The sequence below is a fragment of the Scandinavium manionii genome, assembly GCF_024764775.1.
GTDB classification, from domain to species: domain Bacteria; phylum Pseudomonadota; class Gammaproteobacteria; order Enterobacterales; family Enterobacteriaceae; genus Scandinavium; species Scandinavium manionii.
In genome coordinates this window covers 204895-221136 of the sequence record NZ_JALIGC010000038.1, presented here as the reverse complement: position 1 = coordinate 221136, position 16242 = coordinate 204895, and the positions used below count along the sequence as shown (strand labels likewise).

16 protein-coding genes and 1 other annotated feature are annotated in these 16242 nt (G+C 54.1%); of the genes, 11 read left to right on the top strand and 5 right to left on the bottom strand.

Annotated features, from left to right (window positions below; translation table 11 throughout):
* Positions 1-45: 45 nt before the first annotated feature.
* Complete coding sequence (gpmB, locus tag MUU51_RS12895) at positions 46-693, top strand: 2,3-diphosphoglycerate-dependent phosphoglycerate mutase GpmB (protein ID WP_159771334.1); 648 nt, start codon at positions 46-48, stop codon at positions 691-693.
* On the opposite strand, the gene robA is transcribed toward gpmB, so the two are convergent.
* Positions 690-1559, bottom strand: a complete 870-nt coding sequence (robA, locus tag MUU51_RS12890; RefSeq protein ID WP_159771331.1) for an MDR efflux pump AcrAB transcriptional activator RobA — start codon at positions 1557-1559, stop codon at positions 690-692. The two genes, gpmB and robA, sit on opposite strands and share 4 nt — an antisense overlap.
* Positions 1560-1765: 206 nt before the next feature.
* Here robA and creA point away from each other — a divergent pair, with 206 nt between their 5' ends.
* Positions 1766-2239 (top strand): protein CreA, encoded by a 474-nt coding sequence (gene creA / locus MUU51_RS12885; protein WP_159771328.1) that lies wholly within the window; start codon positions 1766-1768, stop codon positions 2237-2239.
* A 55-nt stretch (positions 2240-2294) separates the two neighbouring features.
* Here the strand turns inward: creA and arcA are convergent, their stop codons facing one another.
* Positions 2295-3011: a two-component system response regulator ArcA gene (gene arcA / locus MUU51_RS12880; protein ID WP_097162790.1), complete on the bottom strand. Its 717-nt coding sequence runs from the start codon at positions 3009-3011 to the stop codon at positions 2295-2297.
* 96 nt (positions 3012-3107) lie between these two features.
* Here arcA and yjjY point away from each other — a divergent pair, with 96 nt between their 5' ends.
* From yjjY to MUU51_RS12850, 6 genes are all read left to right on the top strand, one after another.
* On the top strand, positions 3108-3248 hold the full coding sequence (gene yjjY / locus MUU51_RS12875; protein ID WP_159771326.1) for a YjjY family protein: 141 nt from the start codon (positions 3108-3110) through the stop codon (positions 3246-3248).
* A gap of 399 nt (positions 3249-3647) precedes the next feature.
* Complete coding sequence (locus MUU51_RS12870) at positions 3648-4334, top strand: tRNA/rRNA methyltransferase (RefSeq protein WP_159771323.1); 687 nt, start codon at positions 3648-3650, stop codon at positions 4332-4334.
* A gap of 216 nt (positions 4335-4550) precedes the next feature.
* Positions 4551-4668 (top strand) — a sequence feature (Thr leader region).
* Positions 4669-4694: 26 nt separating this feature from the next.
* Positions 4695-7157, top strand: a complete 2463-nt coding sequence (thrA, locus tag MUU51_RS12865) for a bifunctional aspartate kinase/homoserine dehydrogenase I (protein WP_258967886.1) — start codon at positions 4695-4697, stop codon at positions 7155-7157.
* Between the two features lies 1 nt (position 7158).
* The gene (gene thrB / locus MUU51_RS12860; protein WP_258967885.1) at positions 7159-8088 is read left to right on the top strand and encodes a homoserine kinase; all 930 of its coding nucleotides are present in this window, start codon (positions 7159-7161) and stop codon (positions 8086-8088) included.
* Between the two features lie 3 nt (positions 8089-8091).
* Positions 8092-9378 carry a threonine synthase gene (gene thrC, locus MUU51_RS12855; RefSeq protein ID WP_159771314.1) on the top strand — a complete coding sequence of 429 codons (1287 nt, stop codon included), beginning with the start codon at positions 8092-8094 and terminating at the stop codon, positions 9376-9378.
* A gap of 223 nt (positions 9379-9601) precedes the next feature.
* Positions 9602-9919, top strand: coding sequence for a DUF2502 domain-containing protein (locus MUU51_RS12850; RefSeq protein ID WP_159771311.1), 318 nt, complete (start codon positions 9602-9604; stop codon positions 9917-9919).
* Positions 9920-9951: 32 nt separating this feature from the next.
* Here the strand turns inward: MUU51_RS12850 and yaaA are convergent, their stop codons facing one another.
* Both yaaA and MUU51_RS12840 read right to left on the bottom strand, forming a co-directional pair.
* Positions 9952-10725 (bottom strand): peroxide stress protein YaaA, encoded by a 774-nt coding sequence (gene yaaA / locus MUU51_RS12845; RefSeq protein WP_159771308.1) that lies wholly within the window; start codon positions 10723-10725, stop codon positions 9952-9954.
* Positions 10726-10791: 66 nt separating this feature from the next.
* Positions 10792-12222 (bottom strand): alanine/glycine:cation symporter family protein, encoded by a 1431-nt coding sequence (locus tag MUU51_RS12840; RefSeq protein WP_258967884.1) that lies wholly within the window; start codon positions 12220-12222, stop codon positions 10792-10794.
* Between the two features lie 203 nt (positions 12223-12425).
* Between MUU51_RS12840 and tal the strand changes: the two genes are divergently transcribed.
* The 3 genes from tal (at position 12426) to MUU51_RS12825 (ending at position 15603) form a co-directional block, all read left to right on the top strand.
* The gene (gene tal, locus MUU51_RS12835; RefSeq protein WP_125354015.1) at positions 12426-13379 is read left to right on the top strand and encodes a transaldolase; all 954 of its coding nucleotides are present in this window, start codon (positions 12426-12428) and stop codon (positions 13377-13379) included.
* Between the two features lie 109 nt (positions 13380-13488).
* Complete coding sequence (gene mog, locus MUU51_RS12830; protein ID WP_258967883.1) at positions 13489-14076, top strand: molybdopterin adenylyltransferase; 588 nt, start codon at positions 13489-13491, stop codon at positions 14074-14076.
* 228 nt (positions 14077-14304) lie between these two features.
* Positions 14305-15603, top strand: coding sequence for an MFS transporter (locus MUU51_RS12825; protein WP_159771299.1), 1299 nt, complete (start codon positions 14305-14307; stop codon positions 15601-15603).
* 54 nt (positions 15604-15657) lie between these two features.
* Here the strand turns inward: MUU51_RS12825 and satP are convergent, their stop codons facing one another.
* Positions 15658-16224, bottom strand: a complete 567-nt coding sequence (satP, locus tag MUU51_RS12820; protein WP_159771296.1) for an acetate uptake transporter — start codon at positions 16222-16224, stop codon at positions 15658-15660.
* Positions 16225-16242 lie beyond the last annotated feature (18 nt).

The following is a 16242-nucleotide window of genomic DNA, read 5'->3' as shown; positions in this document are numbered from 1 at the left end:
TACACTTACGAAAAAAACATCATCGCAGTATAACGGAAAATTAGCATGTTACAGGTATACCTTGTTCGCCACGGTGAAACGCAGTGGAACGCCGAGCGACGTATTCAGGGCCAGTCCGACAGTCCGCTCACTGAAAAAGGTGAGCAGCAGGCCCGTCAGGTAGGTGAGCGTGTCAAAACGCTCGGCATCACGCATATCATCTCCAGCGATCTGGGCCGCACGCGCCGTACCGCTGAGTTAATCGCGGAAGCCTGTGGTTGCAGCGTCACCTACGATCCGCGGTTACGTGAACTCGATATGGGCGTGCTCGAACGCCGTCTGATCGACTCACTGACTGAGGAAGAAGAAGGCTGGCGTCGTACGCTGGTGAATGGCACGGCCAACGGACGTATCCCGGAAGGGGAGTCTATGCAGGAGCTGGGCGATCGTATGAATGCGGCGCTGCAGGATTGCCTTGAACTGCCAAATGGCAGCCGCCCGTTGTTGGTGAGTCATGGCATGGCGCTTGGGTGTCTGGTGAGTACTATTCTCGGATTGCCGGCCTATGCCGAACGCCGTCTGCGTTTGCGGAACTGCTCAATCTCTCGCGTGGATTACCAGCAAAGCCCGTGGCTGGCACCCGGCTGGATTGTTGAAACCGCAGGTGACGTCACACATCTGGACGCCCCTGCCTTGGATGAATTGCAGCGCTAGCGGCGAATCGGAATCAGGTACTCGCAGCGTAGCTGGATAGGCGGTTCCTGATTCATCGCATCTTTCTGCGGGAAGAATCGTTCGATGTCCTGGCCCTTACGACGGGTCAGGCCGAGCATCGGCATGCAGGTGCCATAAACGGTCAGTACAAATTCCTGCAATCCGCTTCCCAGCCCTTCGTAGGTGAACATCACGTATTCACCCCCTTCCAGTTTCACCGGATGCGCATCCTGCAGATGGCCGTTGGCCATTTCAGGCGTCAGCGCCGTGGTGTACAGCACTTCCTGCTCATCGTCTCGTTCAAGGCTCGGACGCGGTTCATGCAGACCGTAAAGCATCGGCGGGAGCGACGGCGAATTGCCGAGGAAATCGCGCCAGAACTGGCCACGCATCTGCTGGCGGAATGCAGAAATCTCTTCCAGCTTACAGGTATAGCTCTGGGTGATACCGACCAGGTGTGTGTCCGGCATGGCGATGAATTCAAACTTCGGCATCGTAAATTCACCCAGGCGCAGCGGTGGACGCATACCGAACGAACTCCAGTCCGGCGAGCGGCGATAAAGCGCTGGCGTCAGGCTAAACTGTTTCTTGAACGCGCGGGTAAAGGTCTGCTGAGAATCGAAACGGTACTGCAGAGCAATATCCAGAATCGGGCGCGCGGTCAGGCGCAGAGCCACAGCAGATTTCGACAGGCGACGAGCACGAATATAGGCGCCGATAGCATGGCCAGTGACATCTTTGAACATCCTTTGTAAATGCCATTTGGAGTAGCCCGCTTTTGCTGCAACGTTATCCAGTGACAAAGATTGGTCGAGATGCCCTTCAAGCCAGCTAAGAAGATCGCGTATTATCCCAGCTTGATCCATATAATGTCCTCATCCTTTCGCAGGTGCCTGTAACTAGGGTAGCGGATAATAGCATTTTTTGATGTTTTAGCATTCAGTGTTTTTTTTGCTCTAAAGTGCGATAAAAGTTACTAAATAGGCATGATTTTTGTAAGGCTGTGATCTATAAATATTTTCTTCTGCGCAAGGGCATAAAAACGAATGACTTTTTCAAAAATGGTAACAATATGAAATACAAGCAGTTAATTACAGGATGTCTGCTGGCGTTGGCCTGCAGCGCCGCGCATGCGGAGCAAGTGGGTTCCGTCGATACCGTCTTCAAGATGTTTGGCCCGGACCATAAGATTGTCGTTGAGGCCTTTGATGACCCGGATGTGAAGAACGTGACCTGCTATATCAGCCGCGCTAAAACCGGTGGCATTAAAGGCGGGCTGGGGCTTGCGGAAGATACCTCCGACGCGGCTATCTCTTGCCAGCAGGTTGGGCCAATTGAGGTCAGCGACAAGATTAAGAAGGGCAAAACGGAAGGAGAGGTCGTGTTCCAGAAGCGGACTTCTCTGGTCTTCAAGAAACTTCAAGTCGTGCGTTTCTATGATGCTAAACGTAATGCGCTGATCTATCTGACCTATTCCGACAAAGTGGTCGACGGTTCACCGAAAAATGCGATAAGCGCGGTGCCGATCATGCCCTGGAAGGAATAACAGGCGAAAAAAAAACGGCGCGAAAGCGCCGTTTTTTTATGCACAGAGAAACCGATTATTCCTGCAGCTCGCCGCAGAAACGGTAACCTTCGCCGTGGATAGTCGCGATGATTTCCGGGGTATCCGGCGTAGATTCAAAGTGTTTACGGATGCGACGGATTGTCACGTCAACCGTACGGTCGTGTGGCTTCAGCTCACGGCCGGTCATCTTCTTCAACAGTTCTGCACGGGATTGGATCTTGCCCGGGTTTTCGCAGAAGTGCAGCATCGCGCGGAATTCACTGCGCGGCAGCTTATACTGTTCGCCGTTCGGGCTGACCAGTGAGCGGCTGTTGATATCCAGTTCCCAGCCGTTGAACTTGTAGCTTTCCACGCTGCGGCGTTCTTCGCTCACAGTACCCAGATTCATGGTACGGGAGAGGAGGTTGCGCGCACGGATAGTCAGTTCACGAGGGTTGAACGGTTTGGTGATGTAATCGTCAGCGCCGATTTCCAGGCCGAGGATTTTATCCACTTCGTTGTCACGTCCGGTCAGGAACATCAGAGCGACGTTAGCTTGCTCGCGCAGCTCACGTGCCAACAGCAGGCCATTTTTGCCCGGCAGGTTGATATCCATGATGACCAGGTTGACATCATTTTCAGATAGGATCTGATGCATTTCCGCGCCATCGGTGGCTTCGAACACATCGTAACCTTCTGCTTCGAAAATACTTTTTAACGTGTTGCGTGTTACCAACTCGTCTTCAACGATAAGAATGTGCGGGGTCTGCATGTTTGCTACCTAAATTGCCAACTAAAATCGAAACAGGAAGTACAAAAGTCCCTGACCCGCCTGATGCATGTCGAAAATTAACATGACCGGCATAACATGACTAAAGTACGTAATTGCGTTCTTGATGCACTTTCCATCAACGTCAACAACATCATTAGCTTGGCCGTGGGTACTTTCCCTCTGGACCCGACAGTGTCAAAAACGGCTGTCATCCTAACCATTTTAACAGCAACATAACAGGCTCAGAGATGACTGACACCCAATAAAACTACGCTTCGTTGACATATATCAAGTTCAATTGTAGCACGTTAACAGTCTTGTGAAATCCTTGCATCTAAATGCTAGCGTTTGTCACAATTTTTCAACAATCAATGTAATTGCAAGAATGAACTGATTAGCAAAATGAATCCAAAAGATGTGCCATAAACCAGTTTGAAATACCCTAGTAGAACATAAGGATATCGAGGTTCTGTTAACATGTCCTATGGGGTGATTCTTGGGTAATAGTTTAGCCTTGTTGATGTGTTAAGAAACACCCTTTCAGCGTTTTTTGTTGCAATTAAGTAAATTCGCGACGCGCAATATGATGATGTGCATCACATTGTGGTTGTGACAGAGCAAAAAAGAGAAGACTACATGCGCTTATCAATAGTGCTGGTTTCACCAGCAAGAGCCGAAAATATCGGCGCTGCGGCCCGGGCAATGAAGACCATGGGATTCACAGAAATGCGAATTGTCGACAGTCAGGCGCACCTGGAGCCTGCGGCAAAGTGGGTCGCACACGGGTCAGGTGAGATACTTGAAAATATTCAAACCTTTCCGACGCTTGCTGACGCACTCCACGATGTTGATTTTACCATTGCGACCACCGCCCGCAGTCGCGCTCGCTTCCACTATTACGCCGCGCCCCAGGAGCTGGTGCCTATCCTCCAGGAAAAATCACAGTGGATGGGCCACGCGGCGCTGGTGTTTGGCCGCGAAGATTCCGGGCTGACCAACGATGAACTGGCACTGGCTGATATCCTCACCGGCGTACCGATGGTTGCAGATTACCCGTCGTTGAATCTCGGCCAGGCAGTGATGGTGTTCTGCTATCAGCTTTCGGCGTTAACACAAATGCCGACGCCTCCTGTTGCTGAAAATAACGAAAACCAACTTCAGGCGTTACGTGCGCGGGCAATGTCGTTACTGAGCAAATTACAGGTCGCGGATGACGTCAAACTGGCTGACTGGCTTCAGCAGCGAATTGGCCTTCTCGGGCAGCGAGACACCGCAATGTTGCATCGATTACTGCATGATATCGAAAAAAATATTGCCGATTAAAGTGCTGTTGTAAGTTTTTGTTATGGGTTAATGCTCTACCATAGGCTTTTTTACCAGGTAATGCGTGACGAAGATCGATATTTTTCTGGCGCAGGCTAATGGTGTGACAAATAGGGGCGAATGTAAAAATTCGTTGACATACCAGGGCCAATACTTTAACCAATAGAGGCAGACGACAGACAATTAAAATGACAGAGCACACAACATCCATGATTCGCATCAGCCGCATGACAACAATTATTACCACCACCATTACCACAGGTATCGGTGCGGGCTGACGCGTACAGGAAAAACAGAAAAAAGCCCGCACCTGAACAGTGCGGGCTTTTTTTTCGACCAAAGATCAAGAGGTAAAAAACCATGCGAGTCTTGAAGTTCGGCGGTACATCAGTGGCAAATGCAGAACGTTTTCTGCGTGTTGCCGATATTCTGGAAAGCAATGCCAGGCAGGGGCAGGTAGCAACCGTGCTCTCTGCCCCGGCCAAAATCACCAACCATCTGGTCGCGATGATTGAGAAAACCATCGGCGGTCAGGATGCACTTCCAAATATTGCCGATGCCGAACGTATTTTTGCCGAACTGCTTCAGGGCCTTGCCGATATCCAGCCTGGTTTTCCCCTCTCTCAGCTCAACGCGTTTGTTGAACAAGAATTCGCACACATTAAGCATGTCCTTCATGGCGTCAGCCTGCTTGGTCAGTGCCCGGACGGCGTCAACGCATCCCTGATTTGCCGCGGCGAAAAACTGTCGATTGCGATCATGGCGGGCCTGCTCGAAGCGCGTGGTCACAAGGTCAGCGTCATCGACCCGGTCGAAAAATTACTGGCCGTTGGTCACTATCTTGAATCCACCGTCGATATCGCCGAATCCACCCGCCGCATTGCCGCAAGCCAAATCCCGTCAGACCACATGGTGCTGATGGCGGGCTTTACCGCGGGCAATGACAAGGGCGAATTGGTGGTGTTGGGCCGTAACGGCTCCGACTACTCCGCCGCAGTACTGGCCGCATGCCTGCGCGCCGACTGTTGTGAAATCTGGACCGACGTCGACGGGGTCTACACCTGCGATCCGCGTCAGGTACCGGACGCTCGCCTGCTGAAATCGATGTCGTATCAGGAAGCGATGGAGCTTTCTTATTTCGGTGCCAAAGTGCTGCACCCGCGTACCATCGCGCCGATCGCACAGTTTCAGATCCCCTGCCTGATTAAAAATACCGGTAACCCACAGGCGCCGGGCACGTTAATCGGTGCCAGTCATAACGAAGATGGCCTGGCGGTGAAGGGGATTTCCAACCTCAACAACATGGCGATGTTTAACGTCTCCGGTCCTGGCATGAAAGGCATGGTCGGCATGGCGGCGCGCGTGTTTGCCACCATGTCCCGCGCCGGTATTTCCGTCGTACTGATAACCCAGTCGTCTTCTGAATACAGCATCAGCTTCTGCGTACCACAAATTGACTGCGGCCGCGCGAAGCGGGCGATGGAAGATGAATTCTATCTGGAGCTGAAAGAGGGCCTGCTGGAGCCGCTGTCGATCATGGAGCGCCTGGCGATCATCTCCGTCGTCGGCGACGGGATGCGCACTCTGCGCGGTATCTCCGCCAAATTCTTTGCGGCTCTGGCTCGCGCCAATATCAACATCGTGGCGATTGCTCAGGGTTCGTCTGAGCGTTCAATTTCCGTCGTGGTGAACAACGACGATGCCACCACCGGCGTGCGCGTCACGCATCAGATGCTGTTCAATACCGATCAGGTGATTGAAGTGTTTGTGATTGGCGTGGGCGGCGTAGGCGGTGCATTGCTGGAGCAGCTCAAACGCCAGCAGACCTGGCTCAAGAATAAGCACATTGACCTGCGCGTGTGCGGCGTAGCGAATTCCCGCGCGCTGCTGACCAATGTGCATGGACTGAATCTGGAAGACTGGAAAAGTGAACTGGCCGAAGCCAAAGAGCCCTTCAATCTCGGTCGCCTGATCCGTCTGGCGAAAGAGTATCACCTGCTGAACCCGGTGATTGTGGACTGTACTTCCAACCAGGCGGTGGCCGATCAGTACGCCGACTTCCTGCGCGAAGGTTTCCACGTCGTGACGCCAAATAAGAAGGCGAACACTTCGTCGATGAACTACTATCACGAGTTGCGTCAGGCGGCTGCAGGTTCACGTCGCAAATTCCTGTACGACACCAACGTTGGCGCGGGTTTGCCAGTCATTGAGAACCTGCAAAATCTGTTGAATGCCGGTGATGAGCTGCAAAAATTCTCCGGTATTCTGTCAGGTTCACTGTCGTTCATTTTTGGGAAGCTGGACGAAGGCATGAGCCTGTCGCAGGCGACCACTATCGCCCGCGAAATGGGCTACACCGAACCTGATCCGCGTGACGATCTCTCTGGAATGGACGTGGCGCGCAAGCTGCTGATCCTTGCCCGTGAAACCGGACGCCATCTGGAACTGAGTGATATTGTGGTCGAATCCGTACTGCCGGATCACTTCGATGACAGCGGCGACACCGAGAGCTTTATGGCGCGACTGCCGCAGCTCGATGACGAGTTCGCGGCGCGTATCGCACAGGCCCGGGATGAAGGCAAAGTGCTGCGCTACGTCGGTAATATCGAGGACGATGGCGTGTGTCGCGTGAAAATTGCTGAAGTGGACGGAAACGATCCGTTGTACAAAGTGAAAAACGGCGAGAACGCGCTGGCCTTCTACAGCCACTATTATCAGCCGCTGCCACTGGTCCTGCGTGGTTATGGCGCGGGCAACGACGTTACTGCGGCCGGGGTATTTGCCGACTTGCTGCGCACCCTGTCCTGGAAGTTAGGAGTTTAAGATGGTTAAGGTCTATGCCCCGGCGTCCAGCGCCAATATGAGCGTTGGATTTGATGTGCTTGGCGCGGCGGTCGCGCCGGTTGACGGCACGCTGTTGGGCGATAACGTGGAAGTCGTCGCGGCTGAGACTTTCAGCCTGAAAAATGTCGGCCATTATGCCAGCAAACTGCCGCCGGAGCCGCGGGAAAATATCGTTTATCAGTGCTGGGAACGCTTCTGCCAGGAAATTGGCAAAACCGTTCCCGTCGCGATGACCCTTGAGAAGAACATGCCGATTGGTTCTGGCCTTGGCTCCAGCGCCTGCTCCGTGGTTGCAGCCCTGGTGGCGATGAATGAATTCTGCGGCAAGCCGCTCAACGATGGCAAAATGCTGGCGCTGATGGGTGAGCTGGAAGGACGGATCTCCGGCAGCGTGCATTATGATAACGTCGCACCGTGTTTCCTCGGCGGCATCCAGCTGATGCTGGAAGAAAACGGCATCATCAGCCAGCAAATCCCGGCCTTCGACGAATGGCTGTGGGTGCTGGCGTATCCGGGCATTAAGGTGTCAACCGCTGAAGCGCGAGCGATTTTACCGGCGCAGTATCGCCGTCAGGATTGCATCGCGCACGGCCGCCATCTGGCGGGCTTTATTCACGCCTGTTACAGCCGCCAGCCCGAGCTTGCGGCGAAACTGATGAAAGACGTCATTGCGGAACCGTATCGCACCAAGCTGCTGCCAGGCTTTGGCGAAGCGCGTCAGGCGGTGGCGGAAATTGGTGCGCTGGCCAGCGGGATTTCAGGCTCCGGCCCGACGATGTTCGCCCTGTGCGATAACCCGGAAACCGCACAACGAGTCGCAGACTGGCTCAGTAAACACTATCTGCAAAATCAGGAAGGCTTCGTTCATATTTGCCGGCTGGACACGGCGGGCGCTCGCGTAGTGGGATAACCGATGAAACTGTATAACTTAAAAGATCATAATGAGCAGGTCAGCTTCGCGCAGGCCGTGACGCAAGGGTTGGGCAAAAATCAGGGGCTGTTCTTTCCGCATGATCTGCCGGAATTCAGCCTGACCGAAATCGACGAGATGCTGAAGCTGGATTTCGTCACCCGCAGCGCCAAAATTCTGTCGGCGTTTATCGGCGATGAAATCGCGCCTCAGGAGCTGGAATCTCGCATTCGCGCGGCGTTTGCTTTCCCGGCACCGGTGAAACAGGTGCAGGAAGACGTTGGCTGCCTGGAGCTTTTCCACGGGCCGACTCTGGCGTTTAAAGATTTTGGCGGCCGCTTTATGGCGCAAATGCTGACGCACATCAGCGGCGATAAGCCCGTCACCATTTTGACCGCGACTTCCGGCGATACCGGCGCTGCGGTTGCACATGCGTTTTACGGTCTGAAAAATGTGCGCGTGGTCATCCTCTATCCGAACGGCAAAATCAGCCCATTGCAGGAAAAACTGTTCTGCACCCTCGGCGGTAACATTGAAACTGTGGCTATCGACGGCGACTTTGACGCCTGCCAGGCGTTGGTGAAACAGGCGTTTGATGATGAAGAGCTGAAAGTGGCGCTGGGCCTGAATTCCGCCAACTCGATTAACATCAGCCGCCTGCTGGCGCAGATTTGCTACTACTTCGAAGCGGTAGCGCAGCTGCCGCAGGAAGCCCGCAATCAGCTGGTGATTTCCGTTCCAAGCGGTAACTTTGGTGATTTGACCGCGGGCCTGCTGGCGAAATCGCTGGGCCTGCCGGTGAAACGCTTTATTGCCGCGACCAATGCCAATGACACTGTGCCGCGCTTCCTGCAGGATGGTAGCTGGGCACCTAAGCCAACGCAGGCGACGCTGTCTAACGCAATGGACGTCAGCCAGCCGAATAACTGGCCGCGCGTGGAAGAGCTGTTCCGTCGCAAAGTATGGCGTCTGAACGAGCTGGGCTATGCGGCTATCGACGATGAGACCACCAAAGGGACCATGCGCGAGCTGCAGACTTTAGGTTACACCTCGGAGCCGCACGCGGCGGTGGCCTACCGTGCGCTGCGCGATCGTCTCAACCCAGGTGAGTATGGCCTGTTCCTTGGCACCGCACACCCGGCGAAATTCAAGGAAAGCGTAGAAGCGATCCTTGAAACTGAGCTGCCGCTGCCTAAAGAGCTGGCGGATCGCGCTGACCTGCCTCTGCTGTCGCATCATCTGCCTGCTGACTTCGCAGAATTACGTAAGTTGATGATGACAAAAGCATAACTTTAGCCTGAACTGACATAAAGCCGGGTCGGCGTTTCGCGCCCCGGTTTTTTTATGGGCAAATGTGGAGAAAATAGGGAGGCAATAAGTAGGGATTAAGGACGAATTCCCAATAAATGCGGGTACTTAGAGATTAGGATTGCGGAGAATAACAAGTCCGCTTCTGGAGAGGTAATCTCACTCCATCGACCCGAAACGGGCAATGATGTGAATGGAGTAACCTATGTCTACGTTAAAACCTGTAATTTTGGCACTTTCTATGATGCTGGTGGCTCCGGCGGTAGTACATGCTTCTGAAATCACGCTGGTTCCTGCGGTGAAACTGCAGATTGGCGATCAGGATAACCGCGGTAACTACTGGGATGGCGGCAACTGGCGCGACCATGACTGGTGGGATCATCACTACGAGCGTTACAACAATCACTGGCGCGCACGTCATGAGCCGCATCATGATGATCACCACAACGATCATCACGACGACCATCACGGTAAAGAGCATCACGATAACGGCAATCACTATGGTCAGTACAAACACCACTAAACAAAACGCCAGCATTGCGCTGGCGTTTTGTTTTACTGTTCGTGCCGTTTAAACACCAGTTCGCCGTCACCCGACGCGGCTTCGTCAAAGAAATACCCTTCGCTATCAAACTCTTTCAGCTGTTCTGGCTTCGTCAGGCGGTTTTCAATGATGTAACGGCTCATCAGCCCGCGCGCTTTTTTGGCGTAGAAGCTGATAACTTTAAATTTGCCGTTTTTCTCATCCAGGAACACCGGCTTGATAATCGTGCCCTGCAACACTTTCGGTTTCACCGCTCTGAAGTATTCGTCTGAGGCCAGATTGATAACGGTGTCGTCACCCTGGGCCTTCAGCGCTTCATTGAGTTTGTTGGTGATAATCTCACCCCAGAAATGGTACAGATCTTTGCCTTTGGCGTTTTCGAGACGAATGCCCATTTCCAGACGATACGGCTGCATCAAATCCAGTGGACGCAGCACGCCGTACAGACCGGAAAGCATCCGCAGATGCTGCTGGGCGAAATCAAAATCGGCTTCGCTGAACTCTTCCGCCTGTAGTCCGGTGTAAACGTCGCCTTTAAACGCGAGGATAGCCGGGCGCGCATTTTGTGGGGTGAAATCCGGGTGCCAGTCGTGAAAACGTGTGGCGTTGAGGTCGGCAAGCTTATCGCTGATGCTCATCAGTTTGCCAATTTGCGGCGCAGACAGCTTGCGCGCTACGCTAATCAGCTGCTGGGAATAGTCCAGCAGTTCCGGATGGGTGTAACGCGCCGTTGGCAGGTCGCTTTGGTAATCGAGCGTTTTAGCAGGTGAAATCAGAATCAGCATAATCAGTCCTTGCGGGCATTTTTCCGTGACTTTAGCAAAAAACGCCCGAGAAAGGATCGATAGCTGCTATTGGCGAGGCACATCATCCCAGCTTCCTGGCGCCAGCTGCTGTTCAATGTCCGGATAACGTGCCGGGTCGAACACTGGTTTCACACCCATTTTGCGCTGACGCAGATAATCGCTGGCGATAATCTTCACCACCGGGGAGAGCAGCATAATGGCGGTCAGGTTGGTGATAGCCATCAGCGCCATGATGATATCGGCGAGCTGCCAGACAACCGGCAGGCTCAGCATCGTGCCCAGCATCACCATCATCAGGGTGATTCCGCGGAGCAGCCAGACGTTAAGCGGGCTATTCATCTTCAGGTAAATCAGATTATTTTCAGCGTAGATGTAGTTGGCCACGATTGAGCTGAAGGAGAACAGCAGCACGATCCCCGCCACAAACCCAGAGCCCCAGCCGCCGGCGAAAGAGGCCACGGCGTTTTGCACCCGCTGGATTCCGTCCAGTGAGCTTTGAGAGGTGGTATTCCCGGCTAGTAGCACAATCATTGCCGTGGCGGTACAAATCACCAGCGTATCAACCAGCACGCCAATCATTTGAACGATGCCTTGCGCCGCAGGGTGCGGAGGCCATGAAGCGGCTGCCGCCGCAGCGTTGGGCGTGGAGCCCATTCCGGCTTCGTTAGAGAACATACCGCGCTGGAAGCCGCTGGTTATCGCCTGGCTGATGGTGTAACCCACAGCACCGGCGGCGGCTTCCTGCCAGCCGAACGCGCTGCGGATGATGGTTTCAAACACTTTGGGAATTTCAGTGAAGTGCCAGAGGCTGATGATCACGCTGGTGGCGACCCATATCAACGCCATCACCGGCACCAGCCACTGCATCAATTTCGCTACGCCGCGCAGGCCGCGCATCACCGTCACCAGGGTGCAAACCATCAGGATCAAACCGGTCATAAATTCCGGAAAATGAAACGCATAATGCATGGCATTAGCGACGGAGTTCGCCTGGACGGTATTGAAAATCAGGCCATATGCCAGCAGCAGAAACGCCGAGAACATGACGCCCATCCAGCGCATACCAAGCCCGCGGGACATATACCATGCCGGGCCGCCGCGAAATTGCCCTTCGGCATCGCGTTCTTTGTAGAGTTGCGCGAGAGAGCATTCGGCGAAGCTGCTCGCCATGCCGATGATGGCAGAAACCCACATCCAGAAGACTGCACCGGGGCCGCCTGCGGTCAGCGCAATGGCGACCCCTGCGAGGTTGCCGCTGCCGACGCGAGCTGCCAGGCTTGTGCACAGCGCCTGGAATGAGGTCAGGCCGCCCGACTGAGGGGTGAGACTGCTTTTAAGACTTTTGCCAAACTGGCGAAGATAGCGAAACTGGATATAACCCGTCCGCCATGTGAACCACACTCCGGCGCCGAGCAGCAGGTAAATCATTACCGAGCCCCAGAGTATTTCGTTAATAAATGATAGGAATTCAGGCATTTGGCGTTCCTTGGTCGATGCCGAAGACAACTGTAAGCGCTACCATTTTGAGATAATCCATTATCGGATAGGCCATGAATATAAGGAGTTTATCATACTCTGCGCTCATGGACCGTCTGCGGTTGCGCTGAAAACGCGGCGTGATATTATCGGGTCAGAACGGTTACATCCCCCTAACAGCTGTTTAATAGAGAAACACTATCATGACGGATAAATTGACCTCCCTGCGTCAGTACACAACCGTAGTGGCTGACACCGGAGACATCGCGGCAATGAAGCTGTATCAGCCTCAGGATGCGACGACCAACCCTTCTCTGATCCTCGGCGCTGCTCAAATCCCGGAATACCGCAAGCTGATTGACGAAGCGATTGCCTGGGCGAAAAGCCAGAGCAGCAACCGCGAGCAGCAGGTTGTTGACGCTACCGATAAACTGGCAGTGAACATCGGTCTGGAGATCCTGAAACTGATCCCTGGCCGTATCTCTACCGAAGTTGATGCGCGTCTGTCCTACGACACCGAAGGCTCTATCGCCAAAGCGAAACACCTGATCAAGCTGTACAACGATGCTGGCATCAGCAACGACCGTATCCTTATCAAACTCGCGTCCACCTGGCAGGGCATCCGTGCCGCTGAGCAGCTGGAAAAAGAAGGCATCAACTGTAACCTGACCCTACTGTTCTCCTTTGCTCAGGCGCGTGCTTGTGCAGAAGCGGGCGTGTTCCTGATTTCTCCGTTTGTTGGCCGTATCCTCGACTGGTACAAATCCAACACCGACAAGAAAGAGTACGCACCAGCAGAAGATCCAGGCGTGGTTTCTGTGTCTGAAATCTACAGCTACTACAAACAGCACGGCTACGAAACTGTCGTGATGGGTGCAAGCTTCCGTAACGTGGGCGAAATCCTGGAACTGGCTGGCTGTGACCGCCTGACTATCGCGCCGCCACTGCTGAAAGAGCTGGCTGAAGCGGAAGGCGCAATCGAACGTAAACTGGTTTACACCGGTGAAGTGAAAGCGCGTCCAGAACGTATTACTGAATCCCAGTTCCTGTGGCAGCACAACCAGGATCCAATGGCAGTAGACAAACTGGCGGACGGTATCCGTAAGTTTGCTATCGACCAGGAAAAACTGGAAAAAATGATCGGCGACCTGCTGTAATCATTTCAGGTGTGGCCGGGCTTCCGGTCACATCTTCCTCGCGTTATTTGTCTCCGTTTCCCTTCCGCGTGTATCATTCCGCTTAACCGCATTTTTTAACGGAATTGATATGAACACTCTTCGCATTGGCCTTGTCTCCATCTCCGATCGCGCTTCAAGCGGCGTTTACCAGGATAAAGGCATTCCGGCACTGGAAGCCTGGCTGGCCCGCGCACTGACGACCCCTTTCGAACTGCAAACCCGTCTGATCCCAGACGAACAGGTCATTATCGAGCAGACGCTGTGCGAGCTGGTGGATGAAATGAGCTGCCATCTGGTGCTGACCACCGGTGGAACCGGCCCTGCGCGCCGCGACGTCACGCCGGACGCGACGCTGGCGATTGCTGACCGTGAAATGCCGGGTTTTGGCGAGCAGATGCGCCAGATAAGCCTGCATTTTGTGCCGACGGCAATCCTGTCGCGGCAGGTGGGCGTTATCCGCAAACAGGCGTTAATCCTGAATCTGCCAGGCCAGCCGAAATCCATCCAGGAAACGCTGGAAGGCGTGAAAGATGAAGCCGGGAAGGTGTTGGTGCACGGTATTTTTGCAAGTGTACCGTATTGTGTACAGTTGCTGGAGGGGCCGTATGTGGAAACTGACTCGCAGGTTGTCGACGCATTTCGTCCTAAAAGTGCGCGCCGCGACACAATCTCCTAAAGATAAATCTTTTCCAGTATAACTTTCGCGGGCCATCGATTGACCGAAGATTTACGGTATAGTAATTTTTTCTTTACAATATCTGTATGCCCTAAATAGTTCGAGTTGCAGGAAGGCGGTAAGTCTGGGAATCCCCAGGAGCTTACTTCAGTAAGTGACTGGGGTGAGCAGACGCAACCAACGCACCTGCAGCTTGAAGTATGACGGGTATAAAACAAATGGCCCGCTATGTCACAACATGCAAGACCTCTGAACCGACAGGATTATAAAACGCTGACGCTGGCCGCCCTTGGCGGCGCGCTGGAGTTTTACGATTTCATCATTTTCGTCTTCTTTGCCGCGGTTGTCGGCGAACTCTTCTTCCCCCCGGATGTTCCGGAATGGCTACGCCAGGTGCAGACCTTCGGTATTTTTGCCGCAGGCTATCTGGCGCGCCCGTTAGGCGGGATCATCATGGCCCACTTTGGCGACCTGGTGGGGCGTAAAAAGATGTTTACCCTAAGTATCCTGCTGATGGCGGTGCCGACGCTGCTTATCGGCCTGCTGCCGACTTACGCCTCGGTAGGCATTGCCGCGCCGCTGTTACTGTTGCTGATGCGCGTGCTTCAGGGCGCAGCCATTGGCGGAGAGGTGCCGGGCGCTTGGGTTTTCGTTGCTGAACACGTGCCTGCGCAGCGCATCGGCATTGCCTGCGGCACGCTGACCGCCGGGCTGACGGTGGGCATTTTGCTCGGTTCAGTGGTGGCGACGCTTATCAACACCAGCATGACGCCGCAGGTAATTCACGATGGCGGCTGGCGTATTCCATTCCTGCTCGGCGGAGCGTTTGGCCTGGTGGCGATGTACTTGCGCCGCTGGTTACAGGAGACGCCAATTTTCCTCGAAATGCAGCAGCGTAAGCAGCTGGCGCAAGAGCTGCCGGTGAAATCGGTGGTGATGAAACATCAGAAAGCGGTCGTCATTTCGATGCTGCTGACCTGGCTGTTGTCGGCGGGAATTGTGGTGGTGATTCTGATGTCACCGGTGTGGCTGCAAAAGCATTATGGTTTCGCACCCGCGTTGACGTTACAAGCCAACAGTATTGCCACCATTATGCTGTGCGTGGGCTGCCTGCTGGCGGGTTTATCCGCCGATAAGTTTGGTGCCAGCCGGACCTTTATCGTCGGTAGCCTGCTGCTGGCGGCGTCGAGCTGGGCGTTCTATCACCTGGCGGGTACCTCAGCGGAGCATCTGTTTGCGCTGTATGGACTGGTGGGGTTGTGCGTAGGTGTGGTCGGTGCGGTGCCGTATGTGATGGTCCGGGCGTTCCCGCCTGAAGTACGCTTCACCGGGATTTCTTTCTCATACAACGTGTCCTACGCGGTCTTTGGTGGGCTGACGCCCATTGCGGTCACGTTGCTGATGAGCGTCTCGCCAATGGCTCCGGCCTGGTATGTGCTGGCGCTTTCGCTGGTTGGATTAGGATTAGGGATCTGGCTGCGGCAGACGTACAGCGCACCTGAAAAGGCGTCGTTGGCGGCGCATTAAAAAAGAAGCCGGGCGATGCCCGGCTTCTTCACAATAAACCTTTAGCACACCAACTTAGTGTTTTTCACCGATTGGCAGCACGGTGCGACCGAATTTTTCATTCAGCACTTCACCCATTGCCAGCCAAATAGCGCTTGCGCCGCATACCAGACCGACGTAACCCGCGATTTTTACGATGCCTTCGTTGTCCGCCAGGTGACCGATAGCCAGCAGAGCAAACAGCACGGTCAGGCTCAGGAACACGAACTGCTGCATGCGTGGACCGTTCAGAGTGCCGAAGAACATGAACAGGGTAAACACGCCCCACAGGCCCAGATACATTCCCAGGAAGTGCGCATTAGTGGGTTCAGCCAGACCCATTTTCGGCATGATCAGAATGGCGACCAGGGTCAGCCAGAAAGAACCGTAAGAGGTGAATGCAGTCAGACCGAAGGTGTTGCCTTTCTTAAACTCCAGCAGGCCTGCGAAAATCTGCGCCAGTCCGCCGTAAAAAATGCCCATCGCCAAAATGGCAGTATCAAACTGGAAAAGACCGCTGTTTGCCAGGTTCAGCAGAATGGTGGTCATGCCGAAGCCCATCAGGCCCAGCGGTGCTGGGTTAGCCAACTTAGTGTTAACCATATTTCCTCAAAAACTCAT

Bases quoted from the DNA above. Each gene is read 5' to 3' on its own strand.
- robA (WP_159771331.1), bottom strand. From the start codon at position 1,559: ATGGATCAAGCTGGGATAATACGCGATCTTCTTAGCTGGCTTGAAGGG.
- thrB (WP_258967885.1), top strand. From the start codon at position 7,159: ATGGTTAAGGTCTATGCCCCGGCGTCCAGCGCCAATATGAGCGTTGGA.
- yjjY (WP_159771326.1), top strand. From the start codon at position 3,108: ATGACTAAAGTACGTAATTGCGTTCTTGATGCACTTTCCATCAACGTC.
- MUU51_RS12840 (WP_258967884.1), bottom strand. From the start codon at position 12,222: ATGCCTGAATTCCTATCATTTATTAACGAAATACTCTGGGGCTCGGTA.
- MUU51_RS12850 (WP_159771311.1), top strand. From the start codon at position 9,602: ATGTCTACGTTAAAACCTGTAATTTTGGCACTTTCTATGATGCTGGTG.
- mog (WP_258967883.1), top strand. From the start codon at position 13,489: ATGAACACTCTTCGCATTGGCCTTGTCTCCATCTCCGATCGCGCTTCA.
- thrA (WP_258967886.1), top strand. From the start codon at position 4,695: ATGCGAGTCTTGAAGTTCGGCGGTACATCAGTGGCAAATGCAGAACGT.
- creA (WP_159771328.1), top strand. From the start codon at position 1,766: ATGAAATACAAGCAGTTAATTACAGGATGTCTGCTGGCGTTGGCCTGC.
- thrC (WP_159771314.1), top strand. From the start codon at position 8,092: ATGAAACTGTATAACTTAAAAGATCATAATGAGCAGGTCAGCTTCGCG.
- MUU51_RS12825 (WP_159771299.1), top strand. From the start codon at position 14,305: ATGTCACAACATGCAAGACCTCTGAACCGACAGGATTATAAAACGCTG.
- arcA (WP_097162790.1), bottom strand. From the start codon at position 3,011: ATGCAGACCCCGCACATTCTTATCGTTGAAGACGAGTTGGTAACACGC.
- satP (WP_159771296.1), bottom strand. From the start codon at position 16,224: ATGGTTAACACTAAGTTGGCTAACCCAGCACCGCTGGGCCTGATGGGC.
- yaaA (WP_159771308.1), bottom strand. From the start codon at position 10,725: ATGCTGATTCTGATTTCACCTGCTAAAACGCTCGATTACCAAAGCGAC.
- gpmB (WP_159771334.1), top strand. From the start codon at position 46: ATGTTACAGGTATACCTTGTTCGCCACGGTGAAACGCAGTGGAACGCC.
- MUU51_RS12870 (WP_159771323.1), top strand. From the start codon at position 3,648: ATGCGCTTATCAATAGTGCTGGTTTCACCAGCAAGAGCCGAAAATATC.
- tal (WP_125354015.1), top strand. From the start codon at position 12,426: ATGACGGATAAATTGACCTCCCTGCGTCAGTACACAACCGTAGTGGCT.